The following is a 25031-nucleotide window of genomic DNA, read 5'->3' as shown; positions in this document are numbered from 1 at the left end:
GGTAGGGTGCGTTAGCGGGCAAAAACATCCGGCGAAAGTCCAGTAAATTAGATTCCCGCGTAACGCACCAATTCTTAGAATTAGAAAATGGTGCGTTATGGCGGACAGATAAATTAATCCTGGGAAATCACAAATCATCGCCGCCTAACACACCCTCTCGCTATTTCTATGGGGTCGAGGGTTTCGTTTCCAAACCCCTACAGGTTTTTTGAGATTTTCGCGCTCGGGATTAACCGCCTTGTTTGAGAGGAGAATTAGAAAAAGGTGCGTTATGGCGGACAGATAAATTAATCCTGGGAAATCACAAATCATCGCCGCCTAACACACCCTACCAGACTAATTCTCTCGCTGTTTCTATGGGGTTGAGGGTTTGGAAACCAAACCCCTACAGGTTTTTTGAGATTTTCTCGACGAACGGCGTTTTTGGGGGGGGCTATACAGTATCTACGGGAAATTGGCGAGGGGAAAGCCCACCGAAAAACTTCGGTGGGCTTCGATCTGTCGATTTTTATACGGTGTATGGGGGCGGAGGGACTTGAACCCTCACGGCTGTCACCAGCCAACGGATTTTCATTCTCCCGTAGCTTTCGCTACTGCCCCGCAAGGGGGTTTTGAGAATTGGACTCTCCCTTTACCCTCGGCTTGACGTTAGGGTAGCTCCCGTCGAGTCTCTGCACCTTCCTCAAGCATCTTACATCTCTCGGCTTGGCTCAGGATTGCCTTGTCTGTTGCCAGAGTTAGGTTTCCCTGAATTTGAGAGCGGTCACTTAATGGATTTCTCCACTAAGGCTCAGTTTTCTAAGTCCGTAGCGTCTACCATTCCGCCACGCCCCCGAACGATCGCCCTCCGGCTATAGGAGCAGTCGATCTGGGTGTCTTCCTGACTTTGTCATTACCCCTGTTGCCGCGCTCGTTAACGGAGTCAGGCACAGCCGTCCGGACAAAGCGATCCTTATTATGGGCGATCGCCCGGGAAAAGTCAACCACTTTCTCGGGGGAGTTACCGGGAGGGCGATCGCCCCTGCATTTGTAAAAATTTGGCAAAGATTCGGCGAGTTTTGCCAAGATCGTGCGGCCCCCTGGCGGCGCTCGCCCGGGCGGGCCTTACCCTTTTTGATTTTAGACTGTCCGTTTCCCCTACCGACCGAAGGCGCGTAACCCCCGCCTTTGCAGTCTTTAAGGTATGGCGGCGATCGCCGGGTCGCTGCAACTACTCTGCAAAAATATTTCTTTTTCAACGGGATATGACCCTTGCAAGGGAATTGTCCCAGGTTGCTCGATCGCCGGGCAATTTGTTAATCTTTATGTAGTTAATGCAACTTGAACGCAACGTAACGAGAAAAACGTGCCGCCGAGGACGAGGGCAACCCTGCCAAACTCCCAGGATCGTTTACAGTAGACAGCAAGCAAGTCAAAGACTTAGGGGTCTCATGGTTTATCAACCGGACTTTATGTATTCCAACTCTGAAGATGAGCAAGTCAACCCACTCCTGAGATATTTACAAGATCAACCCCCGGAAGTGTTGGCGCGGGTCGCCAAGACCGTCAGCCCGGAAATCAAAGAAATCATTTCTCAGAACGTGCAAGGGCTTGTCGGCGTCCTGCCGTCGGAAAACTTCGACGTCCAAATTACCACAAACCGGGAAAATTTGGCCGGATTGCTCGCCTCCGCCATGATGACGGGCTACTTCCTGCACAAAATGGAACAACGGATGCACCTCGACGAAAACCTCGGAGGGATCGGCTCGATCGCCAGCGATTCCACAGAAGACTGACGGCGACCCCAAAAGATCTCCCAGGAGAATCTTACCCGTCCCACCGTTCTCGCCACCGCATAACCTCCCCACGCCATCGCTTCACGTCGGGGAGGTTATTGGTGCGGGTTGCGCCTCCCGCTCAGGCGATCGCCGCCTTCAGACTGGCGCAAAACTCGCCCACCGCCGCCAATCCCGCCTCCGGCGAGGGGTCGTCCAGGCGCTTGACGAACGCACTGCCGACAATGACCGCATCGGCCCCCCATTCCTTCACCTGACGGGCTTGTTCCGGCGCCGAAATGCCGAAACCCACCCCAATCGGTTTATCCGTATAAGAACGAATCCGGTCGAGTAAATCCGGAACCCGCGCCTGAACTTGTTCGCGCATCCCGGTCACCCCAGTCACGCTGACCAAATAGATAAACCCTTGAGATTGATGGGCGATCGCCTCGATCCGGTCCGCCGAACTCGTCGGCGCCACCAACAAAATCACCTCAATCCCGCATTCCGCCGCCCGAGAGAGCACCTCATCGGACTCCTCTAACGGCAAATCCGGAACCACCAACCCTTTCACCCCCGCTTGGGCCGCACTTTTGAGAAACGTCTCAATACCGCGATAAAGAATCGGATTGTAATAAGTAAACAAAATAATCGGCGCCTGCAACGTCGGGGTCACCCGTTCGAGCATCGCCAACACCTGTTCCAAGCGCGTCCCGCGCCTCAAAGCCCGGGTCGCCGCCGCTTGAATCACCGGGCCGTCCGCCAGGGGGTCGGAATAGGGTACGCCGAGTTCGATCGCGTCGGCGCCTTTGTCATCGAGCAGCTTTAACGCTTTGGCGGTCGTCTCCAAATCGGGATCGCCAGCCGTAATAAAAGGAATCAAAGCACACTGCTGTTGTTGGCGGAGAGATTCAAAACACTGGGAAACCGATTTCATGCCTGTAGACTTAAATTCTAAACTTTAAACTTTTAACTCTAAACTCTAAACTCTACAGCAATTCGCACTGTCATGAGGTACGAGAGGCAAAGATCCCCCCAACCCCCCTTAAAAAGGGGGGCAGTGAAAGTCCCCCTTTTTAAGGGGGATTTAGGGGGCTCGAAATGTAGCGCCCAACAGCGAAAACTGCTGTAAACTCTAAACTCCCTACTCTTGGGCGTCGATTTCTGCCTGGAGGCGTTCGAGTTCTTCCGGGGACATTTCCTCCAAGCGTTTATTTAAAACCGCTTCCTCGTAATCCTTAACTTGCTGGTGATAGGTCATGTTACCGCTTACCGCGCGCCACAGGTAACTCGCCAACCAACCGAGCAATCCGCCAATTAAAAGTAACTGGCTCCAAATTCCCGCAGAAGTGGCATCGAATCCGGCCCCTTGCAGGATCGTATACGCCAATCCCCCGGCGATGAAAATACCCAAACCAATTCCGATTGTATCAATCCGTCGCATGACACCCACTGACTCGATCGTTCCAGGTAAAAATTGACAAAAGAATAGCGGCGAACCCCTTTTCGGCGATCGCCGCCCTGCTTTTCCCCGTCGATTTAGGCGCCAATTTCGCGGCGCTTCGGTCGAAAATTCAAAAAGGGAGACAGCAACAACATTCCCGGGAAGAATAAAAACACCAAAAGATACATAAAGACCCGTTCCACCGAACTAACCACGTACCAGCGCCGTTGCAGGTAGAAATAAGTCAATCCCGGAATCACGAGCAAGTAAGCCCCGCCAATTCCGACATATAACAATAAAACGAACAGAGTGGAATCCAACATTTGCCTCATCAACGAAATAATTGCATTTGAGATCCGGGGAAGACCGAGGCGCATCAAAAGGCCGTCGTCTCCCGAATATTTCCTTATTGTACTGCGACATTCGCGCGGCAACGGCAGGGGAGGCGAGGATTACCGAAGCACCGATTAATAGCCCGGTTCTTCCTCGTACTGAGTCGTTTTCGTTTTTTCGGGGATATTCACCCGAGGGGGCGTGTAGGGCTTATCCGCCCCTTCCTCGGCCCAGGCGTCCCCTTCTACATCGTCGTCGTAATCTTCGTCATATTCGACTTCTTCGTAAGCCGCACCATAGACAGGTTCGCCGTAGGGGTCGTCGTAATAGCGATCGTCCTTCGTCGCTTCACTCCAATTTTCCTCGGCGACTTCATCCTCGTAATAAATCGGTTCCGGTTCCGGTTGGCGCAGGGGTTCCGGGGCGGGTTGTTCCCAGGCTTGGTCTTCGTCCCAGACCTCCTCGACCACCCGGGCGGGCGATCGCACGGGTTCCGGGGCGGGGGTGCGGGCCCCCGTTCCCAGGCGGTTTTCCGGACTGGCGGTAGGCATCAAATATTCGTCTTCCGCTTCTCTCGCCCAGGGGGGTTCGCCGATTCCGAGGCGTTCCAACACCCCCACGGTGAGCTGAGTGATGCGGTCTTCGGCGCCTTCAAAGACGATCAGGCGGTTGGGGCCGCTACTGACGACTTCTTCGACGGGTAACTCGTAAGTGCTGATCGCCTGGTCGGGAATTTGGGGCAGTCCCAAGGCGGCGATCACGATCGAAACCACTTCCCCGGTTTCGACGTTAAACTTGAAGCCCCTAACTTTACCGAGCAGTTCGCCATTTTCGGTAATCACTTCGCTGTTAATGAGGCTGCTATAGGATTCTACGTCAACATCTTCGATGACATTTTCATCTTCGACGAGGATGACGTCCCCTATCTGCTGGATGCTGTCGAGCAGCATAAAGCGCGGCATTCCGGCGATCGCGAGTAGGTTGTCTCTCAAGCCGAGAGCCACGACTTCCCGCCGATCGATGTCTACCAATAACTCTTTTACCACGCCGAGGCGCTTGCCCGTGTTGCGGGTAATGACTTGAGTATTTAAGAGGTCGGAGCGTTGGCGGATTTTATCAGATGTCATTCTTTGTCGAATCCCGATCTAGAATTCTGTTTAAGATTTAGTAAGTCTAAAGGTAAGTTTAAACAGGCGCGCTGTTCGACTCTAGATTTAAGCCGACCACTTGGGTGTGAGCGCCTCTGGCTTGAGTAACGCCAATAACCCGCTCTGCTGCTTTGATCATCGGAGTTTTGTGGCTGACCACAATAAACTGGGCGCGTTGGGCCTGTTGTTTAATCATTTTAGCTAATCGCTCTACATTTGCCCCGTCCAAAAACATATCGACTTCGTCAAAAGCGTAGAACGGGGAAGGACGGTAGCGTTGGAGGGCAAAAATAAAACTGAGGGCGGTCATCGATTTTTCGCCGCCGGACATGGCGGCGAGACGTTGAACGGGTTTCCCTTTCGGGTGGGCGACGAGATTTAAGCCACTGGAAAACGGATCTTCCGGGTCGTCGAGTTGAAGGTAACCGTCGCCTTCGGAGAGGTCGGCGAAGATGGTTTGAAAGTTTTCATTGACTGCGTCGAAGGCTTCTTTAAAAGCGCGCAGTCTTAAGGTGGTAAAGTTTTCAATTCGCAGGAGCAGTTCGGTGCGTTCGCCTTCGAGGGTGGCGAGTTTGGATTGTAATTCTTCCAAACGGGTTTGGGTGCGATCGTATTCTTCGAGGGCGAGCATGTTGACGGGTTCCATCGCTTTGAGTTGTTTTTGCAACGATCGCACCTCTTTTTGCAACTCTTGCAGGGCCGTCACCAGGCGATTTTTGCTCTCTTCGGGGACGGGGGGCACCGGGTCGGGCAGTTCGGCGCGTCCGGCGGCGATTTGCTCCCGCAAGGCGCCGAGTTGTTCCCGGCGGGCTTCCTGGCTTTCTTGCAGTTTTTGCGCCTGCCATTCGATTTGTTGGCGGGCGAGGTGCAGTTGTCTTAATGCTTCCTCGGCGCGATCGCGCGCTTGTTTGTCTTCCCCTAATTTGGCTTCGATTTCGGCCAGTTCCCGCCGATTTTGGGCGATGTTTTCGTCAATTTCCGCTAATTTTGCCCGGGTTCGTTCGATGCGATCGTCGAGGCTGATTTGGGCGTGGTGCAGGTCTTCCAATCGTCGCCGGGTTTCTTGGCGTTTTTCGTCGAGCCGTTGTTGCTGGTTGTCGAGGTCCTGGCGGCGACTTTGGGCGGCGCGCAAGGACGCCGAGGCGTCTTGTAATTCGCTTTCGAGTTGGCGGACTTTAGCCTGGATCCCCTGCCATTCGCTGTTGGTCCCCGATTCTTCGAGGGCGCTCAGTTCGTGGCGCCATTGCTGCAAGCGGGCTTCTTGGCTGGGGATTTCGCCGTCGAGGACTTGGAGGCGATCGCGCGCGGCGGCCAATTCTTGGGTATTGTCGGCCAACTGCTCGCGAACTTGCTGCTGTTGGGCGCTCAGACTGTCGATTTCTCCTTGTAGCTGCTCGGTTTTGAGCTGGAGTTCCCGTTGCTCCTGTTTCGCGTCGATTAAGGCTTGCGATCGCCCTTTGACTTGTTCGGCGGCTTCGGCGATCGCCTCCCCACACCGTTGTAAAATCTGCTCGATCTGCTCCAACCGCTCTTTTAACTCGGTCACTTCCGCCGATTCCGTATCTCCCCCGGTTCCGAAGTGCAAACTAGAACGGTGGGAACTGCTCCCCCCGGTCATGGCGCCGGAGGTTTCGAGCAGTTCGCCGTCGAGGGTGACGATCCGGGTTTTCCCCATGTGCGATCGCGCCGCATCCAAGGTCTCGAACACCACCGTATTGCCGAAAACGTAGGCAAACACTTGCAAGTAGGGGCGCTCGCACTCGATCAAATTCACCGCATAATCGACAAATCCGCGCGCCTGTCGCAGTTCGGCGATCGGCGAAAATCGGGGCGGTCGAATCTTATTCAACGGCAAAAAGGTCGCCCGTCCGGCTCGTTTTTGCTTGAGCAGTTGGATCGCCGACGCCGCCACGGCGTCATCTTCGACCACCAAATACGCCAACCGTCCTCCGGCGGCGGTTTCCAAGGCTAATTGGTAATGCGGATCGACGCGCCCCAATTCGGCGACCAAACCGCACACCCCCTGCAATCCCGCCTGGACGATAACTTGACTGGCCCCGGTCCCACTGGCTTCGCGCAGGGCTTGGGTTTGGGCTTCGAGTTTGTCGAGACGGCGCTGTTTCTCCCGTTGTTCGTCGAGCAGCCGCTTTTCCGTGTCTTGTTGGGTTTTTAAGTCGTTTTCCGCCGCCGCCAATCCCCCGGCTAAGGATTGTACGCGATCGATCGCCGCCTGGTGGCGCAGGTCCAATTCGCCCAAGTTCACCTTTTTTTCGGCGAGTCGGGCGCCGAACTCTTGCAGGGTTTCGTGTTGTTCCGCGATCGCGCGATCGAGCGATCGCACCCGTTCCCCGAGGCGCGCCTGTTCGGTCCGTTGCGGGTCCAAGCTTTTCTGCAAGGTTTCGATCTGGCGGTGCAAGGCGGTTTGTTGCTGCACCCACTCTTCCGAGGCGGCGGCGATCGCACTGGCCCGTTCCCGGCGGCGATCGAGGTCTTGTTGCAGTTCGTCGCTCAACTGCCGCGCCGATTTCAATTGAGCGTCACTTTCCTGGCGTTCTTGGGCGACTTGCTCTAATTTCTGCTGGTAATGGCCGATTTCCCGTTCGGCTTCGGCAATGTCTCGCTGTTGCTGCTGTTGACTTTCTTGGAGTTCGTGCAAGCGTTGCGCCTGCTGCTCTTTTTCCGCTTCCCGTTGGGCGAGTACGGACTGTTTCGCCAGCAATTCTTCCTCTCCCAAGGCTTTCACCCGGGCGTTGAGTTCTTCGAGTCGTTGGTTCGCTTGTTGAATCTCGCCACTGGCGGTGGCGACACGATCGCGCAATTGGGCCGCTTCGCGATCGCCCGCTTCGATTTGCTCGCGCAACTTCCATTCCTGTTGGTTGAGCTGGTGCCACTGTAGTACGGCTTCGAGCAGTTCTTTCTCTTGGACTTGGGCGCGCAGAGCTTGATATTTCTGCGCTTTCTCCCGATCCTTGGCGAGGCGATCGCGCTGGGAAATCAACTCTTGTTCCACAATCCGACAGCGATCCTCGCGCTCTTTCACCTCATCTAACTTATCCTTCGCTTGGGCGATCTTGCGATCGAACGCCGCCACCCCCGCCAGCTCGTCAATAATCGTGCGCCGTTCCCGCGCGTTCATCGAGATAATCGCGGTGACGTCCCCTTGTAAGACTACATTGTACCCTTCCGGATAAATTCGCATCCGGTTCATCTGCTCGTGCAGCTCACTTAAAGTGCAAGCCTGACCGTTAATATAGTACGTAGAGGTATACGTCCCGGCTTTCGTCACCCGCAAGCGTCGCGTAATACTCCATTCATTACTCGGATCCGATTCTCGAACCGCTTGCGGATCCGATTCGGCGATCGCCGCCCCGTTCTCTGGACTCGCTAAGGTCCCATTTTGCTCTTGCGGTTCCTCACTCGGCTGCACTTGGACCGAGCCCGGATCGGCGATCGCCTGCGCCTCTTGCAAGTAATCCTCTTCGGTCGGCAACCCTTCGCCTTCGAGATCGAAAGTCACCGTCACACTCGCCTCGACGGTGGTCCGACTGCGCGCGAGGTTATGATTGACCAAATCCGGCAACCGTTCGGCGCGCATCCCCTTCGAGGTGGAAATCCCCAAACAAAAGAGCAACGCATCTAAAATATTCGATTTGCCCGAACCGTTCGGTCCGGTGACCACCGTAAATCCCGGTAACACGGGGATGCTCGTGGTACCGCCAAAAGATTTAAAGTTTGTCAGTTCTAGGCGATTAATATGAACCATGCGAACTTAACAACGGAACGTCGGACAGGAGTTGACCAGCAGTTGAACGATTCTTCACAGGGTAGCACGGTGGCATATTTTCGGTGACATCCTCCCGACGCTGAATCAAAGATTACAGCGCGGGCTTCCCAGCCTCACGATTGGGTATTCCTGCCCCGCGCCACTTATCTAGGTCATCGACCCCCGACAGACCGACTTGACAGGCGGTTTCCCTTCCCCAGAGTCCCTGGGTTACTACGTTTTCTTGTCCACGATGCAAAACCATCTCTGCTGCGGCACGGTCACGATGAGTCCGATACCCACACTCAGGACAATGATGCTCTCTGACTTCCAACCCTTTGCTCACCGTAGCAAGGCAGGATGGGCAGGTTTGACTGGTGCCGTTGGGGTTGACTTTAGCAAAGTACACTCCCCGTTTCCAGCACACCCATTCCGTCAGAGACAGGAATTGTCCGAAGGCAGCATCTACACAATCTTTTCCCAACATCCCTCGCGTCAACCCGGTGACGTTGAGGTCTTCTGCAAAGATAGTTTGCGCCCGGCGTCCCCGTTTCTGAAATGCTTCCCAGGTATCGTGCAGTCTGCGAATTGTGGTCTGCAACACCTGAGAATGTACCTTACCCAAGTGCGGGAATTGCTTCTTCGCTTTGGGCAGGTTGTTCTGCTGACGATGGTAAGACGGGAATGGCTCATCGGCGGGAATGATGTATTCCTTTTCCAGCGAGCATCGGTCTACCGAACACTTACGCGAAGCAATCCAGTCTTTGAGTTCGCGCAAAGCGTAGTTATATACGCCTCTGCACGTCTCCATCCACTCCAACAGTTCAGTCTGCCCGGTGGCGTCTGGATAGATTCGGTAGGTGTAGTTCGTGGTCAGCATAGCCGGAGTTTACCAAAGGCTATAGCTGCCTGTAAATGCTGGTCTCATCCCCATCGTAGGGCTTGGCCCTTCCCGTAGGGTGGGGATGAGACCAGCTCGGGACTTATCGCTCCCCGAACCCCTCAAAAGTTAAAGGTAGGCGAGATGGGAAGAGTCACCACCCCACCGTACACGAGTAGAACGGGCATCTTGCCCGACAGCTATTGACAAGGGACGACTGACCGGGAGTTTTCAAGCGTCCCGAGTCCCTCAATCTAAAATCTAAAACCTAAAATCTCAAATCAAATATTCCCAATCCCTTCGATCGCGGCGAATTTCGAGGCACACTAAATAAAGAGAACTAGTTGCCTCTTGCTTTGCGATCGAAAAACTCGTCTCGTGTGGCGAGACCCAAGGTCACTCCCCCTCAAACCCTGAGAACGTCTAGATCGGCTGTCCTGACTTGTTTTCTCACGATTTTACGTAAGGATAAGCCTTTCCCTCCCATGTCTTGTACTTCGGTCAGTTCTGCGATTGTCCATCTCAATGCCGCGATCGCCGCCGCCAATCCGTTCGAGCGCGCGACCCGGGTCACGGAACGGGAAATTTGGTGGGCGACGCCGCCGAATTTAGAAGAGTTGAACCCGGAGGCGATCGCCGCCGTTCTCGATGCGGTGGAACGCGCGCGCAAGCGGATCGAGCCTCTATCTTCGTTGGCGATCCTCGGCGAGACGGGAACGGGGAAAACCCACGCGATCGCCTGCGTCCGCCAACATCTTCAACGCGACCGTCCCGGTTTGCTCGTTTACGTCAATGCGGGTCAATTTAGCGATGTCAATTTAATTCGCTACCAGTTTTTACAAACCGTAGTCGATAGCTTCCGCCATCCGGGCCATGCCAATTTCATGCAGTGGCAGGATTTGGCGACGGCGATCGCCCTCGAAGCCTTTCAATCCATTTATCCGGAGCGCGATCGCTTTTCGGTAGACTCTCTGGTCAACAAGCTCAACCGTCAAACCCTCTCCAAAAATCAAACCTGGATCGCCCAACTCAGCGAGGCTTTTTTCAAAATTCGACCGACTCTCGGCGATCCGGATCTGGTGCGCGCACTGCTGTGGACTTTGTGTCACGCCCAAGCTCCCTATGCAATCAAGTGGTTGGCGGGCCAGGTGTTGGCGTCGGCGAAGGCGGAGGAGCTGGGATTACCCAACCGCAGCCGGGATTACCGCGACGCGCAAGCGTGGGAAATTGTTCTGGAAATTTTGAGTCTCGCCACTCAGTTCTACCCGGTAGTTATCGCCTTCGACCAACTCGACTCGCCGGAAAATAGCGATACGGGATTGAAGCGGGAACGGGTCGCGGCGAGTTTGGTCAAGCGGATTTGGGAAACGTTGCCGATCGCCCGTCTCAACTATGGCGTGGTTTTGGCGATCGCCGCCACGCCGCAGACCTGGTATGAAAAAATTCAGTCCCTCCCGTCGGGAATTGTCGCCTATCTGTCGAAATCTGTCGCTCCGATTCGTTTACAGGCGATCGATGCCCGGGGAATGCGCGAACTGGTGGGGTTATTCTTGCAGCAATTTTACGATCGCTGTCATTTAATCCCGCCGCGATCGCTCTATCCCTTCGATAGCGACCAACTCGATGCCTTGGCGCGCGAGGAACTCAACGTCCGCGAGTTGTTGGAATGGTGCGCGGAAAATTTTCGCCCGGTGGAGGTAGACCCGTGGGAAGCGGTGCAAATTGCCTTGGATCGCGCCAAGCAGACCGTGGAGGAACGACAACTGCACGCCGATCGCCGAGCACTCGTCGCGGCGCTGCAATTGGGGTTACAGATGCTTTTAGATCGGTCGATCGCCGGAGTCACCTTAGAAGCGGTGGAACCGATGGAGGCGAGCGATCGCCATTACGTTCCCTTACGGGCGATCGTCCGCACGAATGACGGATCCTCGCACGCGATCGGTCTGGCGGTCGTCCCCCGCTTGAATGCGTCCCAATTGCGGGCGACGTTCGCTCGCTTGCTCGATCGCGATCGCCTCGGTCTCGACGGAGCCTGTTTGCTGGCTCCGGAAATTCCCACTCACTGGCAGTGTCGTCAAGAGTTGGTGCGTTTTGTCCGGGGCGATCGCTGTAGCTATATTCCTTTAGAGAAAGACGCCCTCACCCCCTTATTGGCCATTTGGTGGCTGCATCGAGAGCGCCAGCAATGGCAATTGAGCGATCGCGAGATTGTCGAGTTTGTCCGACAGCGCCAGTTCCTCGCGGAAGATCCCCCGATCTTAGCCATTCTCTCTACGGCGATCGCTCCTTTACCCCAGGCGGTGGAGGGGGACGGCGATCGTCCTGGTTTCCCTCGCGATTGGCGATCGGATGCTACCGGAAACGATCGAAATTTACTCAAAATTGATGAGAGTAACGACTCGCCGTAACGGGCGATCTCTGCTCTGGGGTAGGAGTTAAGAATTTATACTTAATGAATACTCCTCCACCTGCTACGCGAGGTGGCGGTGTCTTGATTAGAAGGGTTTATCCCTCCCGACAGGCGGTATTCTCGCCGTGTTCTGGGAACTTTTGCCCAGAGACACCCCCAAGTCGTTTCCGCTATGGGGCTTGGAGTGAAACTTTGACCCGGAGTCCGACGTGTATCAACCGACTCCACAGGATTTACAGGGTGCTTCTCCCTCAGTTGAGAGGTCGTGTCTCCGGGGTGTTCGGAAATCTCAGTTCCGCCCTTTACCGTACCGCTCAAGATGTATAGCATCCTAACATAGAAACCGCCGCTCCTTAACCCCCACCTGTTCCTAGGTGGGGGAATGCGTCGCTATTTTGGTTCAAAAAATAACAAGTTCGTCGCGATCGCCAATTGTAAAATGTCCTGATGCTTTAGAGCCGCAGACGGGAATAATGACTCGTATAGGGAAACCCCATTGGAGTTCAACTCGTCAGTTCTTTTTATCCGGCTCGAAGATTACGGATGGCGGCGATCGCGTTTTTAGCGTAGGCCAGATCGAAACCCGTCCCTTCTACAAGCCTTATCGGGTGCCTCAAAACTAGGCTAGTAGGTAGCAGAATTTCTTCATCTGAGCGATCCAATTTTGCCCTTTTGACAAAGAGGCTATTTCTCATGTGTATGTCTTTGGCCATTTCCCTAATTTTTGCCCTCGTCGCCGGGTCGATTTGCCTCGGAACCCAAGATGAAATGATTGCCGTTTTGTCCGGGACGATCGCCGCCGTCAGTTCGGTCGTGGTTATTTTTCTCGTCGCGTGGCAGATTCAGCTTCTACTCGTCTGTCTGTTGGTCGGACTATCAAAAGTTTTCACCGTTGACGACGCGACCCATGCTTAACGCTTATTCAACTAAACTGATGGTATTTATAAAGTTTGCTTTATAATCTGTTACATTGTAATCTACAAACAAAATGAAGGGCGCGGGGATCGAACCCTAGCCCCATCGAAACCAAGAGGATTGGGTTATGTCTCAGATATTTCCAGTCATTGTTCTGGCGATCGCCACCATTGCCATTGCCTATTTCTTAGAGCTATTTGGCGTCATTTTTAGTGGCTTCTCCTTTCTTTTTACCGGAATGCCAGATTGGACTTGGACCGCCGTGTTATTGGTTCTCGTAATTGCCACCTATCGGGCTTTACCCGAGTGAGTAAAAATGCTCATTAAACTCGTCAATTGACTCGACCAGTATCAAGACTTATTGAGTTGAAAAATTCTCCAAAAATTTTTGAAAATTTTCCCTCCAATAAGTTGGGACGCGATCGAAACTGGAATCGAGTGTGACTTAGGCAACGCCTTCCTTAGTGCGACAGTTCGTTAGACTCACTAATCGCAGAGCATTATCTAACTGAACGTTTGGAGACGATCGCTAAAACCCTTTGTCAAAGAGCCAGAACTCACAGGAAGAATCACGCGAACACTTGAGGGTCGAGCTGGGTGCGGGAGTTATTGTAGAGATCCGTACTCTTTCGCTCACTGCTCGACCCAAATTCGGTTAAACCGGGGGGTTTTGGAAGTCAAAGTCATATATTAGCAATGCTCAAAAGATATCCGGGGAGGATCGAGGCTGTCTTTTGAGCCAAATTTTGTAAATTTCAGCAACTTTTCAGACCAAACAGGCGATCGCTGTCGGCGCGATCGCCTATTTGGCGTGGAAACTATCCAAAAATATAGAGATTTCCAGCAATTTCGATGCGAGGAACCGCCCCGATCTCCCTTCCCCTCATTTTAACCCGCGATCGCGACGACTTTAACCGTGGAATTCATCATTTTCAATCCAGCATTGAACGTTAACGGAAATTTTATATCTTTTATCGGTTCCTACGCTCTGTGAATCAAATATATATTACAAAAATAACAAGAACGTTAGTGATAACGTTGGCGAGCGCACGTTTCTGCTACGGAGAAGCAAAATCCCCATTTTTGCTTTGAAAATGCGGTAGTTCTCGCCTAAATACCCCGGCGCCCCCCGAACTAAATACCCCGGCGCCCCCGAACTAAATACCCCGGCGCCCCCCGAACTAAATACCTCGGCGCCCTCCGAACTTCAAGTGAGTTAAAAAGGTGTTTGAGAACTTTGAAAACAAGATAAGATGCGTTATACGATAAACAGTAATGCTTCAACTAAGGGGTATAAGTAAAATGGCTGCCAGCAAAACTCAAAAAGGACTCAGAGGAACCCCTCAGCAAGCTAAAGTTCGCGTCTTGCTGACCCTTTGGGACATGAAAGCTCACCGAGAATCGGTCAAAAAAGGCCAATTAAACAACAGGATCGTCCGCACCAACGAGCGGGCTAAAGATTACTCGCCCATTCTCGAAGAATTAATCGCGCAAGGGGCGATCTCCATTGCCAAAAACAAGGTCACTTTACTCGAACCCGTCGGTTTTGACGCCCTCGACGCCGGGTTGAGAGACCCCGAATTCGAGTTCGACGCGCAACAAGTGAGCAGCAAACTCGGCAACGCTTTACTCGATTGGCTTCGCCAAAGGTACCCCGGCGCCGCACGATCGGCAGGGGTGGCGCCGGATGTTCTCGGTGACGGGGACGGTCATGTACCCGGCGAAGGAGACGGTCATGTACCCGGCGCCGGGATATCTTCTTACGCCGATTTCGAGCGGGTCACCCTCGATCTCTACGAGCAACTCAACCGGGATTACAACTTCGATCGCCTGGTTCCGATTTATCGGCTTCGTCGCGAAATCGGCGATCGCATCTCTCGGTTCGAGTTCAACCAGTGGCTGTTGGAAATGCAAACCAACGACAAAATCCGCTTGCAAGGGAGCAGCCTACCGGATAACGACCCGAGCAAAATTGAAGACTCGATTACCACCGAACTGAGCGGTTTGCGTTGTTATATCAAACGAATTAACGCTTAAATCCCGATTTCCACTCGCTTTTTTCCCAAATTGTTGAATTCTCCTCCTCACCACTAGATTATGAGTCCAGACTACTCCCCCCTCGAACAGATTCACGAAGTCATTCAAACACACAATCCCTTCCGTCGCGAATTGACTGTCCGACAACAAGAAGTCTGGGGAACCGGATTTCCCGACGTTCCCTCGATTAACGCTCATGCTTCCGATGCCGTCTTTGAGGCGATCGAAAATGTGCGATCGGGTTCGCGTCAAGTCATGGGAATTACCCTTCTCGCCGACCCCGGAGGCGGAAAAACTCACCTCATCAGTCGCATCCGCCATCGCCTGCAAGCCAATGGGGGAGCTTGGTTTATTTACATGGACCAATACGCCAACCTCAACCAAATTTCCCTAGAATTCCTCAAAACCCTCGCAACCAGCCTCAAAAAAACGGGCAGTAAAAATGTGATGCAGTGGCAGGAATTAGCCGCTAATTTAGTGAACCATGCTGAAGCCGAGCAAGATCGGCCCGAAGAAATTGTTGAAAAGGTGCAAAGTTTAGAAAATCCAGCAGCATATATTGAGGCTTTAACCGACTGTATTTTAGACCTACATCCGGATATCGAGAACCCCGATTTAGTTAAAGCGATTCTCTGGACTCTATCGAAGAATAAACATTATGCGATCAACTGGCTCTCCGGCAGAAGTTTGGCACAAAATCGAGCCGAGCAAATGCAGTTAGCCAATCCCAGTGAAGAACAACGGGAAAATGAAATCTTCGAGATGAGTTGTCAAATTCTTGATTTAGTCAGTTACTACAATCCCCTCGTCATTTGTTTCGATCGCTTCGATTCGCAAGAAGTCAATGATGCGGGTTATACCCGATTGCAAGTGGTTGCCGATTTCTGTATGGATTTATATGACAAACTTAAAAAAGGGGTACTGATTACTGCCGTCTATCCCGAGATTTGGATAACCCAACTCAAAGCGATGACAAATCCTAAAGCCATTGAAGATCGAATTGCCGAACGCAAAATCGATCTCGACGTTTTAGATGGTGATAGTGCTTTTAATTTAATCGGCACTTATTTATCAGAATTCTACCAACAAAAGAATTTAACGCCACCCCATCCGGTCTATCCGTTCGATCGCGATCGGCTGATAGAACTCGGCAAACAGAAGGCGATCGCCAGAAATATTTTAAAATGGTGTCGCGATAACTGGAGTTTACCGAATGCCGATCCCGGATCGCAAGATCGAGAACCTCAACAAAATCCCGTTGAATCGGCACTCAATAACGAAATCGAACAAGTAGAATCCGATTCCTTGCTAGATAACGAACCGAAAATCGCCAAATCACTGCGATTTTGTTTCGAGAGATTGGTGGGATTTCACTTGGAAAATGTCACCATCAAAGAAATCGAAAAAGTTAACCCTCCGAATAAATATGTCGATTTTAAAATCGTCGGGGAAGAAAACGGTCAAATGGTCAAAATTGGCATTGCCGTTCTGCAAGCTTCTGGCGGAACGACCGTCACCGCCGGATTATCTCATTTAGGAAATTATCAAAAATACGATCTGACCCGAGGCTGTGTAGTTCGCTCGAAAGAAGTCAGTCCTAATGCGCGAAGAGCAAGAGAATATTTAAACCGCTTATTGGAAAAACAAGGCGGCGAATGGGTGACATTAAAGTTTGAAGAAATTAAACCCTTAGTCGCGATCGCCGAAGTGTACGAAGGTCGCGAGGATTATGGATTAAGCGATGCTCAGATCTTCGATTATATCGCCGAAACTAAATTCGTTGAAACTAATCCTTTGATTCTCGAAATCTTAAGCGATCCCTCCGGACAAATCCCCGATGATGTCGAAGAAGACAATTAAAAAAACTCCGGTCTAAATTCTTGTACAATGGGAGTTTTTTAAAATGGTTTTTGATTGTTAAAAATAAAAACAATGAGTTTTATTTCTAGCGCTTTATGCGTCCCGTCGCCGGAAATAGAGGCACTGATGCGGGGACGGGCGATCGCGGTTTTATCGCGCCAGTTTTTACAAACTAATCGAGTCTTTGCACTTTATCCCCTCAAGGCTTTACCTGTAGCAATTCCTCTCGAAAACTATTACCGTTCGGGGTTTATCCCGACGGCGCGATCGCAGTGGGACGCAGAAAATTCCGAAACAGCATTGATTCGACTATGGGCAAAATCTGAGTTTTGTCAATCCTTAAATGGGTTGGAAGATCTAGAATCTTTTCTAGAATTTTTAGGGAGTCAAACGATTTGGACGAGTGCAGGATTGGGCGAAATTGTTGAGGGAAAAAATAATTTTTTTTTAACTTGTCTTCGCGTTTATAAGTTACCACAAGCGATCGTCTGTCAGCGAGAAGACTCTAATCTTGTTCCCGGTAAATTTATCGGTATTCCCCAGAATTTTAACGGCGATGAATCTCAACCTGTCTTGAGCGATCGCCTATTCAATCGCCGTCGGGAACAACTCGAAAAAAGAACACCCCCCGATCATCCCGAATTAGAATTATTACAAAGCGCGATCGCCGAAATGGCGCCGAATAATGCTAATGCGCAAAGCTTCGATCGCGACTTACAAGTATTTTTAGGCTGGGGTGAATCGACAACAACAACCCCAGGCGATCGCGATCGCGACTGGATCGAGGCGATCGCAACAGTCGGCAACTCCAGCGATGGCGATACTTTTGAAAAATTGGTCAGAAAAAGTTTAATTAAACTCGGTTTCTCTAACCGGAATACCAATCCGAAAACCAGTCTACACCCCGACTGTACCGGAGGCGCGGGGGGCTTAGATTTTTATTGTGAAAACCCCTATCCCGTCGTTGGTGAATGCAAAGCGACCCAAAGTGAAAAAGTCCCCGACGGAACCCCAGCCCAACTGGTCAAACTCGGCTACAAACATTTACAACGGCAATACAATCGCTGTATTAAAATAATTATGGCTGCCGGAGAATTGACCGAAGATGCGGAACTAACGGCGAGTGGAAATGAAATGAACGTCATCCGTCCAGAAACCTTACAGCGATTAGTCGATCTCAAATCCCGCCATCCCGGGGCGATCGATTTACTCGACCTCAAACCTCATTTAGAACAAGAACCCCACGGACAAGAAGCCGATGGAAAAGTGAATCGTTATATCGATCGCCTCTGGCAAGATTTGCAGGTGCGATCGCATTTAATTAAATTGGTAAAAAATGCCAACCGCGACGTTGGAATTGAATATCTCAACGGCGCCTATGATGCCTCGAACCCGCCTAAATTCATTGGGAGTTTGAACGAACTGCACGAAATTTTAATCGAATTGTCTTCCCCTCTCACCGGATATTTAGGGCGTAAAAAAGGGGAAACTTGGCAAGGCGATCGCTTTTACTTCTTGCGGGATCTCGATCTGTAAGTTCAATTGAATATAACACTTCGCGATCTGATGAGGTACAGGGCCGATCCCTCTATCCCCCCTTCGCCCCCCTTTCAAAGGGGGGTTGGGGGGATTTCCGGGGGAACGAGCAAAGTAGGGGTTTGGTAACCAAACCCCTACCTGGCGAGGGCGATTGAGGGGGATCTAAATGTCTTGCATAGCAGAGGAAAATGCTGTATAGCATTTTGGGGAGTGCGAGCATCTTTCCGAGAGAATAGCGAGCAAGATGCTCGCACTCCTTCGATCTTCTGACAGTTTTGCGTCCCCTACAATCAAAAAACAAGAACTTCAAAAAATCGATGGATAAAATAGAGCGCTATCGCGGATCTTTACTCGGTTTGGCGACGGGAGACGCCCTCGGAACGACCCTCGAATTTAAATCGCCGGGAAGCTTCACGCCGATTGACGACCTCATCGGTGGCGGACCGTTCGACTTGGAACCGGGACAGTGGACGGACGATACCTCAATGGCCCTGTGTTTGGCAGAAAGTTTGATCGAATGTCAAGATTTCGACCCTGTAGACCAACTTTCGCGTTACCTGCAATGGTTGGAAACGGGTCATTTGAGCAGTACCGGACGCTGTTTCGATATCGGTCATACGGTTTATCAAGCCTTATCCCGATTTCAGAAAACCTCAGAAGCCTACTGCGGGTCTACGGACCCCCGACGGGCGGGGAATGGTTCGATTATGCGCCTGACACCTCTCGTGCTATTTTATGCTAATCGACCGGAGGAGGCGATCGCCCGCGCTGCGGACAGTTCGCGAACCACTCACGGCGCCCGAACCTGTATCGATGCTTGTCGCTATATGGCGGCGTTGCTGGTCGGCGCCCTCAACGGCGTCAGCAAAGCGGAATTACTCGCGCCGTCCTACAGTCCAATTCCGGGGTATTGGCAGCAATCCCCGTTAATTTCAGCAGAAATCGCGGAAATTGCGGCGGGATCGTTTAAAGAGCGTCAACCGCCCCAAATTCAAGGAACGGGTTACGTGGTCAAGTCTTTAGAGGCGGCATTGTGGGCATTTTATAACAGCGAATCGTTTAAAGAGGGCTGTTTGTTGGCGGTTAATTTAGGCGACGATGCGGACACGACCGGGGCGGTTTACGGACAAATTGCCGGGGCGTTTTATGGCGAAACGGGAATCCCCCTCGAATGGCGATCGCGCCTTAGTTTACAAGCATTAATGCTTAAATTTGCCGAAGATTTATTTCATTTGAGCGAGAAAAAATGAGGGGAACTGCTCAATCGGGGTTGCGCTGGGGCGGCTTTGGTCGATAATGACGATCGCAACGGTCACTGTCGAGCCATTATGGATATCATTACATGGGTTAGAGCCTTTTTCACCGCGCGATCGCTGCCAATTTTTATTGCAGTTAGTGCTTTGGGTTCGGAATCGGCGTATATTGTTTTTTTAACCTTATATTATTGGTTATTCGATCCCGATCGCGCCCGCCAATTGGGAATGCTTCTCGGTGTCAGTTATGGAGTCAATACGGGACTCAAAACCTGGGTCAATGCACCGCGTCCGTTTGTAGACCGTCCGGACCTTGCTTTTCCCGAAGTCACCGCCGATATTGATGATGCTTCTTTTCCAAGCGGACACGCCCAAGGGGCGGCAACATTTTGGGTTTATCTCGCCCGATCTTACCAGAGACCTTGGCTGTGGATTGTTACCGTGCTTCTGATTGCCGCGATCGCCCTTTCTCGCATTTATCTAGGCGTTCACTATTTTTTAGACGTACTTGGGGGCGTCTTATTCGGCACCTTATTCGCCTGGATTTGGGAACGTCGCCCCTTTCCGGAAGTGCGCGATCGCTCCGTCAAGATGGCGATCGTCGGCTTTACCTTTTTTCTATCGATTATCTTGCCATCTTTAGGGCGCGCCTGTGGCGTTTTTGCCGCTTTCTTTCTAACCCGACCGCAATTTATCCCGCCCCAAACTCGGATAAAACAGTTGTTCTTTGCAGGGGTTGGCTTAATCCTTATTTTCGGGATTTATAAGGGATCGCAATTGCTGTTCGATCGCCTCGACCTCTATCCCTGGCTCGATTATTTTCGTTTTCTCGGTTTAGTCTTAGTCGCTACCGAACTTTGGCCGCGTTTGATGGTAAAAATTGGTCAATGTTCTCCGATTTCGGGCGATCGCGCTTAGAGAACCAATCCGTATCGAAATGACGATCGAAGAAGATCCAACCTGATGGTAAACCATTGCAAAACTGCAAAATTTCGGGTGATGGCGATCGCCTGCAGGCGTTGGAAAACGATCGATCGCCCTTCCCCCATTGCAGGCTAATTCGAGAGTTGTTGCAAGCGTAAATCGGCTAAATCCAGCAACCAATGGGCCAGACCGATCCAATCGGCACGAGCGGCTAGACTCACTTGAGATAAAGTAGCGACCAGACAGGGATCGATTTCGAGTCGATTGCACAGGTGCATGATTCTCACATCTTTCATGCCGTCACCAAATTGCGTTTGGATCGGGTCGCGATCGCTACAAATCAGAGCGGCTTTGGCGAGGGATCGGGCGCTGTAGTAAGAAAGAGGCTCGCCGTTGCCGAGGATGGGAAATAAAGCCTCTTGAGCGTTCGCAGAATAGAGCATTAAGGGACGAATGGCGCGGGGAAAAAAGGTGACTGTATCCACGATGTCGTTCTCCAAAAGTTAGCAGTTAGAACAAAAAATCTACAAAATGCCGTGAGAGAAAAATGGATAAAAATAAAAAACCGATAATTATCTCACCCTACTCGATTAAACAAGGCAACGGCGACCATTTGCCAGCTTGGGGGGGTTTCCGTCGGCGTGTTCGGTGGCGAGGGTTGGCGGCGAGGGGTCGCTTTCAACTTCAGTTGGGTGTAACTCCACAATTCCATCGGCGTGCTTTTCCTTTCCAGTTCGTTTTCACTCTAAGCCCGTTAAAATCTGGGTTCGAGTGAATTGTGTCAGTCTTCAAACTGGTCGGAGATCGGCACAAGAAAACGGCGATCGCGCCGTCCGTTGCAGTGGACGATCCCGGGAGTGGTCGCGATCGCGCTCTATCTCAGTCGATCCGGTGATTTGAGGTGAAATTATTCCAGGTGAAAGGGTTTGAGGTATTCGAGAACTTGGAAAAACTGCGGGACTAACAAACTATGGGGTAAGCGTCGGCGATAAATTTCCGCTAAGGTTTCGCCAAACCAAATAATTTCCGGACGTTTTCGCGACGGTTGCGCCGATTTTTGGCCGATTTCGTGAAAGTAGCCGTTGCTGTAATTGTCGTACTTGTCCGCGAGACTGACGAGAACTACGGAATCGGAACTCGCCGCCACTTGGTCGATATAGAGTTGCTTGCGATCGCGCCAGGTTCCGGAGCGATCGCACTCGGTACACCCGCGCACGATCGCCGCGATCTCCGGTCCGAACTCCCGTGCGATCGCCTCCACCCCTTCGGGGATCGTCATCCCTCGTTCGGGGGCGATATCTTCGGGATAATCGTGCAACCAAGCGGCGATCGCCTCATTTTCGTTGCCGCCATCGAGCCAAACGTAACTCGAAACCGCCTGTAAATGGAGGATATAGGGTTTGCCGCTATATTTGCGTTGCTGGTAACGATGGGCTTCTAGGGCAAACTGCACGGCGCGATCGTAGCGATCGCTGTATTGGGGATGAGGTGAGAAACGAGCCATTTTAGATTTTAGATTAGATTTTAGATTTTAGACCTGATAGCTTGTGGGGCGGGCATCTAGCCCGCCGAACTCATAGAAATTGTTTTAAGTTTTATATAAACCTAAAGATCGATGGCATGTTCTTTGAGAACATCGATGGGAATATAGTTTAACGTCGCCTCGTGAGTGGCTTCCAAAACGATCGGCGGCGCAAATCCGGAATCGAGGGCTTCTTTCCAGCGACTGGCACACAAACACCAACGATCGCCCGGTTTCAGCCCCGGAAACCCAAACATCGGCATCGGCGTACTCAGATCGTTCCCTTGGGCCTTGGTAAACTCTAAAAATTCCGCGCTCACTTGCGCGCAAACCGTATGAACGCCGCGATCGTCCGGTCCGGTGTGGCAACAGCCATCCCGGTAAAACCCGGTCGTCGGCGAGGTACCGCACAGTTTTAACGTCGTCCCTAAAACATTTTTAGCCTCATTCATGAGCTTTCCACCCTAGCATCGATCTTGAGGGTATCACGGGGGTCGCGATCGCCCTATCCTTGCAAGAATCCTTTAAAAATGGCGTCCCCGATCCACCCTTATTCCTGCCGGAAAATTTGCTCGCGCAGGCGATCGATCGCCCCGGATTCGTCGAGTTGCCACCACCCGACAAACCCGACGATCGCCGCCAGCAAACCGACCAGCAGCAAGCGGACGCGCACCTGTTTGGGCGAGAGGGGGCGGCGGTTTCGGCGGGAGCGATCGCCGCCATCGGGGGTTTCTTCCTCGTCGAGTAAGGCGCGAGAGGACTCGGCAAATTCATCGTCTAAAATGCCCTCACTCGGTAACCGAGTCGGATCGAATAGCACCAATTTTTCCGGAGATAGACGATAGTACGTGAGAACTACCGACGTATTATCGTGACCATTTTTGTCGTTCGCCAAATCGATCCAGCGTTGCACCGCTTGTTCTACGGACAGGTCGCCGTTAAAAATATGGGGACAAAACTGATGCCAAAACTGCTCGACGCGATCGTTATCGCTCAACCCGTCGGAACACAATAACAATAAGCCATCTTCCTCGACGATAAAGCGAGAAACGTTGGGATGGAGTAAATCTCCCTCCCGGGTTCCCAAAGCTTGAGTCAGAGCCCCCGCCTCCCGGCGTTTGAGGACATCGCGGTAGAAACTGCGGCCCGTGCGGACTTCGCGGGTGACCAAATCGTCATCGACACTCAACTGCTGGCAGTAGTGAGGGGTAATCCAGTAAGCGCGACTGTCGCCGAGGGAGACGAGATAGAGTTCGTGACTGTTGGCGAGACGGGCCCCGGTTTCCGTCGCCACGGTTTGGGGGAGTTGGAGGGCCATCATCAAAGTCGTTCCCATGCGCTGGCGTAAGGCCCGTCCTTGTTGGTCGTTTTGGGCGGCGATCGTATTGTTGACCACCCGGGCGATCGCCCGCAACTGGTCGGAAATTGCCGTCGGCGGACTCAACTCCGTTTCGTTGAGCACTTCTTCCATAAACGCGCGGATCGGCAGTTTGAGGGATTGCACCGCCATTTGACTGGCGACCTCGCCGCCTTCGTGACCGCCGACGCCATCGCAGACGATCGCCAAATGACCCAAGAGGCGATCGCGGTTTTTCGTTCCCGGTTCCGGTAAATCCTCCGTCGTCGGAAAACAACAATCCTCATTGTGGGTGCGTTGCGGTCCCGGGTCGCTTCCTCCCGCCACCCGTACCCGTAACGGTAACTGTCCGGCGAGTTCGAGTAATAGTTGATTCACCTGAGTTTCGATGCTGGCGAGATCCGCATCCCGACGGCGCATTTGCTTGCCGATCTCCTGGAGGCGATCGCCCACCACCCCTTGTTTCTGACCCGTCCAAGTCAACCAGTTATAGCCCAAATCCTGGGCGTCCGGCTTCGTCACCAACGTCGCATCGCTGTAGAGTTCGCGCAACCAGACCCGCCACCCCTGCACCCGAATATTCTCCGCCTTGAGCAAACTCGACGCCACCCCCAAATCGAGCAAGGGGCGCCACAATTGCAGAATTTGCCACAACCAATACACCTGACGGACCGGAGGCGCTTCTCCCCACGCTTCCAACAGCGACGGGTACAAATTCGCCGTATTCGGATCCACCGGAACATTTTCCAGCAGCAAGAAGTTGCGCCCTTGCGGCCCTTGACCCACCGTGCAGAACCCGTAAATCTGGGGGACGTGGAGGCGCTGGGGATACAATTGTAAATAAGGAAGTAATTCCTCGGGAATCTCGTTAGGAATTAACGGTAATTGCGAGGGTTGCGTATCCAGGAAAATTTGAGGGGCAACCACATAATAGCGATCGGCGATCGTCTCGCCCATTTCCAGTCCCATCGCCGCCGCCCCCACACCCCACAAATACCGATAGGTAAGCGGCGTTTGGCACGAGTCGCACTGCCGATTCCCCAAAGGATTGGCAGGATTGGCACAAGCGGTATTTGGACAGTAGAGAGAGGGTTCGGAACTGCTCATGAACTGGATCGGTTACGGCACAATAGAAATCAACAACAGGGTCAGCCAGAATAATTGGCGATCGCGAAACCCTTCGCTCGCAGCCGTTAGCGCCCGAGGGGCGACGCCCATCTTAACCGCGTGTAAAAACTTCCGCAATTTCAACCACGGGTTAAGCTGGTCGATAATTCGATCCCGAGCGAATCCAAAACTCATTCTATCCTTTCCCCCGTGTCAATCGTTCCCCGATTTTTGAGATCGTCTTTCCCAAACTCAATTGGATGCGTGATGTGATGGTCATTGCTGCAACTTCCCACAACTTCGGGCTAGTCTTAGCCTCCACCCCTACCCTCGTTCAGATCCTGTTCAACCCCACAATGGCGTGGCTGTTAGCCGGATCGATCTTATGTTTGATGGAACTGTTCGTCCCCACCGCCCTCGTCGAATTCACGATGGGGCTGAGTGCGTTTATCGTCGCCGGAATTTCCCTCATCCTCCCCCAACCGAGTTTACAAGTTTTATTGTGGATGATTTTATCCGCCCTCGGCCTCTTTCTCTCCCGCCAACTCCTACCCAAGCGCAAAGTCTCCACCTTAGAAGATGCCGACGAAGCCGAAACCCTCACCGAAATCCGTCCCGGCGAAGCGGGTCGCGTCCTCTATGAAGGCAACTCCTGGCGCGCCTTATGTGAAGACCCCGATAATGCCATCGGGCCCAATCAAAAAGTTTTGGTCGTCGGACGCAAAGGCAACACCTTATTAGTCGTTCCCGAAAAACTCTTGCACTGAAATGGGGTGAACCGGGAC

Annotated in this window: 24 protein-coding genes; 12 read left to right on the top strand and 12 right to left on the bottom strand. The window is 52.3% G+C overall.

The annotated features are described in order from the left end of the window. The first annotated feature begins 957 nt into the window (after nt 1–957). The gene (locus JJD41_RS10470) at nt 958–1158 is read left to right on the top strand and encodes a hypothetical protein (protein WP_200665867.1); all 201 of its coding nucleotides are present in this window, start codon (nt 958–960) and stop codon (nt 1156–1158) included. Nucleotides 1159–1430: 272 nt separating this feature from the next. Then, on the top strand, nt 1431–1775 hold the full coding sequence (locus JJD41_RS10465; RefSeq protein ID WP_200665866.1) for a DUF760 domain-containing protein: 345 nt from the start codon (nt 1431–1433) through the stop codon (nt 1773–1775). A 121-nt stretch (nt 1776–1896) separates the two neighbouring features. Here the strand turns inward: JJD41_RS10465 and trpA are convergent, their stop codons facing one another. The 6 genes from trpA to JJD41_RS10435 all read right to left on the bottom strand — a co-directional run bounded on the left by trpA (nt 1897) and on the right by JJD41_RS10435 (nt 9322). Beyond that, complete coding sequence (gene trpA / locus JJD41_RS10460) at nt 1897–2691, bottom strand: tryptophan synthase subunit alpha (protein WP_200665865.1); 795 nt, start codon at nt 2689–2691, stop codon at nt 1897–1899. Between the two features lie 207 nt (nt 2692–2898). Beyond that, nucleotides 2899–3198 carry a DUF3007 family protein gene (locus tag JJD41_RS10455; protein WP_200665864.1) on the bottom strand — a complete coding sequence of 100 codons (300 nt, stop codon included), beginning with the start codon at nt 3196–3198 and terminating at the stop codon, nt 2899–2901. A gap of 95 nt (nt 3199–3293) precedes the next feature. Further along, a complete protein-coding gene (ndhL, locus tag JJD41_RS10450) occupies nt 3294–3521 on the bottom strand; it encodes an NAD(P)H-quinone oxidoreductase subunit L (protein WP_234488579.1) in 228 nt (75 codons plus the stop codon). Nucleotides 3522–3665: 144 nt separating this feature from the next. Continuing rightward, the gene (locus JJD41_RS10445) at nt 3666–4658 is read right to left on the bottom strand and encodes a PRC-barrel domain-containing protein (protein WP_200665862.1); all 993 of its coding nucleotides are present in this window, start codon (nt 4656–4658) and stop codon (nt 3666–3668) included. Nucleotides 4659–4716: 58 nt separating this feature from the next. Continuing rightward, nucleotides 4717–8442, bottom strand: a complete 3726-nt coding sequence (gene smc, locus JJD41_RS10440; RefSeq protein ID WP_200665861.1) for a chromosome segregation protein SMC — start codon at nt 8440–8442, stop codon at nt 4717–4719. Nucleotides 8443–8554: 112 nt separating this feature from the next. Continuing rightward, complete coding sequence (locus JJD41_RS10435) at nt 8555–9322, bottom strand: RNA-guided endonuclease InsQ/TnpB family protein (protein WP_200665860.1); 768 nt, start codon at nt 9320–9322, stop codon at nt 8555–8557. A 485-nt stretch (nt 9323–9807) separates the two neighbouring features. Between JJD41_RS10435 and JJD41_RS10430 the strand changes: the two genes are divergently transcribed. The 9 genes from JJD41_RS10430 to JJD41_RS10390 all read left to right on the top strand — a co-directional run bounded on the left by JJD41_RS10430 (nt 9808) and on the right by JJD41_RS10390 (nt 20254). Then, nucleotides 9808–11730 carry an AAA family ATPase gene (locus tag JJD41_RS10430; protein WP_200665859.1) on the top strand — a complete coding sequence of 641 codons (1923 nt, stop codon included), beginning with the start codon at nt 9808–9810 and terminating at the stop codon, nt 11728–11730. A gap of 475 nt (nt 11731–12205) precedes the next feature. Next, the gene (locus JJD41_RS10425) at nt 12206–12355 is read left to right on the top strand and encodes a hypothetical protein (protein ID WP_200665858.1); all 150 of its coding nucleotides are present in this window, start codon (nt 12206–12208) and stop codon (nt 12353–12355) included. Between the two features lie 76 nt (nt 12356–12431). Further along, nucleotides 12432–12647, top strand: a complete 216-nt coding sequence (locus JJD41_RS10420; protein WP_234488578.1) for a hypothetical protein — start codon at nt 12432–12434, stop codon at nt 12645–12647. 127 nt (nt 12648–12774) lie between these two features. Beyond that, complete coding sequence (locus tag JJD41_RS10415; protein WP_168570317.1) at nt 12775–12957, top strand: hypothetical protein; 183 nt, start codon at nt 12775–12777, stop codon at nt 12955–12957. A 992-nt stretch (nt 12958–13949) separates the two neighbouring features. Then, a complete protein-coding gene (locus tag JJD41_RS10410) occupies nt 13950–14684 on the top strand; it encodes a hypothetical protein (RefSeq protein WP_200665856.1) in 735 nt (244 codons plus the stop codon). Nucleotides 14685–14744: 60 nt separating this feature from the next. Further along, a complete protein-coding gene (locus tag JJD41_RS10405; RefSeq protein ID WP_200665855.1) occupies nt 14745–16544 on the top strand; it encodes a hypothetical protein in 1800 nt (599 codons plus the stop codon). Between the two features lie 72 nt (nt 16545–16616). Continuing rightward, complete coding sequence (locus JJD41_RS10400; protein WP_200665854.1) at nt 16617–18080, top strand: DUF1802 family protein; 1464 nt, start codon at nt 16617–16619, stop codon at nt 18078–18080. A 320-nt stretch (nt 18081–18400) separates the two neighbouring features. Beyond that, nucleotides 18401–19333 carry an ADP-ribosylglycohydrolase family protein gene (locus JJD41_RS10395; RefSeq protein ID WP_200665853.1) on the top strand — a complete coding sequence of 311 codons (933 nt, stop codon included), beginning with the start codon at nt 18401–18403 and terminating at the stop codon, nt 19331–19333. A 78-nt stretch (nt 19334–19411) separates the two neighbouring features. Beyond that, nucleotides 19412–20254 (top strand): phosphatase PAP2 family protein, encoded by an 843-nt coding sequence (locus tag JJD41_RS10390; protein ID WP_200665852.1) that lies wholly within the window; start codon nt 19412–19414, stop codon nt 20252–20254. A 137-nt stretch (nt 20255–20391) separates the two neighbouring features. On the opposite strand, the gene JJD41_RS10385 is transcribed toward JJD41_RS10390, so the two are convergent. From JJD41_RS10385 to JJD41_RS10365, 6 genes are all read right to left on the bottom strand, one after another. Next, nucleotides 20392–20745: a hypothetical protein gene (locus JJD41_RS10385; protein ID WP_200665851.1), complete on the bottom strand. Its 354-nt coding sequence runs from the start codon at nt 20743–20745 to the stop codon at nt 20392–20394. A 92-nt stretch (nt 20746–20837) separates the two neighbouring features. Next, complete coding sequence (locus tag JJD41_RS25320) at nt 20838–20972, bottom strand: hypothetical protein (protein ID WP_255547268.1); 135 nt, start codon at nt 20970–20972, stop codon at nt 20838–20840. Between the two features lie 195 nt (nt 20973–21167). Next, nucleotides 21168–21764: an HD domain-containing protein gene (locus tag JJD41_RS10380; protein ID WP_200665850.1), complete on the bottom strand. Its 597-nt coding sequence runs from the start codon at nt 21762–21764 to the stop codon at nt 21168–21170. A gap of 101 nt (nt 21765–21865) precedes the next feature. Then, nucleotides 21866–22234 (bottom strand): DUF2237 family protein, encoded by a 369-nt coding sequence (locus JJD41_RS10375; protein WP_200665849.1) that lies wholly within the window; start codon nt 22232–22234, stop codon nt 21866–21868. A 98-nt stretch (nt 22235–22332) separates the two neighbouring features. Next, on the bottom strand, nt 22333–24246 hold the full coding sequence (locus tag JJD41_RS10370; RefSeq protein WP_200665848.1) for a PP2C family protein-serine/threonine phosphatase: 1914 nt from the start codon (nt 24244–24246) through the stop codon (nt 22333–22335). A gap of 12 nt (nt 24247–24258) precedes the next feature. Further along, a complete protein-coding gene (locus JJD41_RS10365) occupies nt 24259–24441 on the bottom strand; it encodes a hypothetical protein (RefSeq protein ID WP_168570307.1) in 183 nt (60 codons plus the stop codon). A gap of 143 nt (nt 24442–24584) precedes the next feature. Here JJD41_RS10365 and JJD41_RS10360 point away from each other — a divergent pair, with 143 nt between their 5' ends. Further along, nucleotides 24585–25013 (top strand): NfeD family protein, encoded by a 429-nt coding sequence (locus JJD41_RS10360; RefSeq protein ID WP_168571949.1) that lies wholly within the window; start codon nt 24585–24587, stop codon nt 25011–25013. Nucleotides 25014–25031: the final 18 nt, after the last annotated feature.

This window comes from Oxynema mangrovii CENA135 (assembly GCF_016632315.1).
GTDB classification, from domain to species: Bacteria; Cyanobacteriota; Cyanobacteriia; order Cyanobacteriales; family Laspinemataceae; genus Oxynema; species Oxynema aestuarii.
This window is presented reverse-complemented; position numbering and strand designations above follow the sequence as displayed.

Coding starts and splice junctions, on each gene's coding strand:
- JJD41_RS10470 (WP_200665867.1), top strand. CDS start 958: ATGGGCGATCGCCCGGGAAAAGTCAACCACTTTCTCGGGGGAGTTACC.
- JJD41_RS10465 (WP_200665866.1), top strand. CDS start 1,431: ATGGTTTATCAACCGGACTTTATGTATTCCAACTCTGAAGATGAGCAA.
- trpA (WP_200665865.1), bottom strand. CDS start 2,691: ATGAAATCGGTTTCCCAGTGTTTTGAATCTCTCCGCCAACAACAGCAG.
- JJD41_RS10455 (WP_200665864.1), bottom strand. CDS start 3,198: ATGCGACGGATTGATACAATCGGAATTGGTTTGGGTATTTTCATCGCC.
- ndhL (WP_234488579.1), bottom strand. CDS start 3,521: ATGTTGGATTCCACTCTGTTCGTTTTATTGTTATATGTCGGAATTGGC.
- JJD41_RS10445 (WP_200665862.1), bottom strand. CDS start 4,658: ATGACATCTGATAAAATCCGCCAACGCTCCGACCTCTTAAATACTCAA.
- smc (WP_200665861.1), bottom strand. CDS start 8,442: ATGGTTCATATTAATCGCCTAGAACTGACAAACTTTAAATCTTTTGGC.
- JJD41_RS10435 (WP_200665860.1), bottom strand. CDS start 9,322: ATGCTGACCACGAACTACACCTACCGAATCTATCCAGACGCCACCGGG.
- JJD41_RS10430 (WP_200665859.1), top strand. CDS start 9,808: ATGTCTTGTACTTCGGTCAGTTCTGCGATTGTCCATCTCAATGCCGCG.
- JJD41_RS10425 (WP_200665858.1), top strand. CDS start 12,206: ATGACTCGTATAGGGAAACCCCATTGGAGTTCAACTCGTCAGTTCTTT.
- JJD41_RS10420 (WP_234488578.1), top strand. CDS start 12,432: ATGTCTTTGGCCATTTCCCTAATTTTTGCCCTCGTCGCCGGGTCGATT.
- JJD41_RS10415 (WP_168570317.1), top strand. CDS start 12,775: ATGTCTCAGATATTTCCAGTCATTGTTCTGGCGATCGCCACCATTGCC.
- JJD41_RS10410 (WP_200665856.1), top strand. CDS start 13,950: ATGGCTGCCAGCAAAACTCAAAAAGGACTCAGAGGAACCCCTCAGCAA.
- JJD41_RS10405 (WP_200665855.1), top strand. CDS start 14,745: ATGAGTCCAGACTACTCCCCCCTCGAACAGATTCACGAAGTCATTCAA.
- JJD41_RS10400 (WP_200665854.1), top strand. CDS start 16,617: ATGAGTTTTATTTCTAGCGCTTTATGCGTCCCGTCGCCGGAAATAGAG.
- JJD41_RS10395 (WP_200665853.1), top strand. CDS start 18,401: ATGGATAAAATAGAGCGCTATCGCGGATCTTTACTCGGTTTGGCGACG.
- JJD41_RS10390 (WP_200665852.1), top strand. CDS start 19,412: ATGGATATCATTACATGGGTTAGAGCCTTTTTCACCGCGCGATCGCTG.
- JJD41_RS25320 (WP_255547268.1), bottom strand. CDS start 20,972: ATGGAATTGTGGAGTTACACCCAACTGAAGTTGAAAGCGACCCCTCGC.
- JJD41_RS10380 (WP_200665850.1), bottom strand. CDS start 21,764: ATGGCTCGTTTCTCACCTCATCCCCAATACAGCGATCGCTACGATCGC.
- JJD41_RS10375 (WP_200665849.1), bottom strand. CDS start 22,234: ATGAATGAGGCTAAAAATGTTTTAGGGACGACGTTAAAACTGTGCGGT.
- JJD41_RS10370 (WP_200665848.1), bottom strand. CDS start 24,246: ATGAGCAGTTCCGAACCCTCTCTCTACTGTCCAAATACCGCTTGTGCC.
- JJD41_RS10365 (WP_168570307.1), bottom strand. CDS start 24,441: ATGAGTTTTGGATTCGCTCGGGATCGAATTATCGACCAGCTTAACCCG.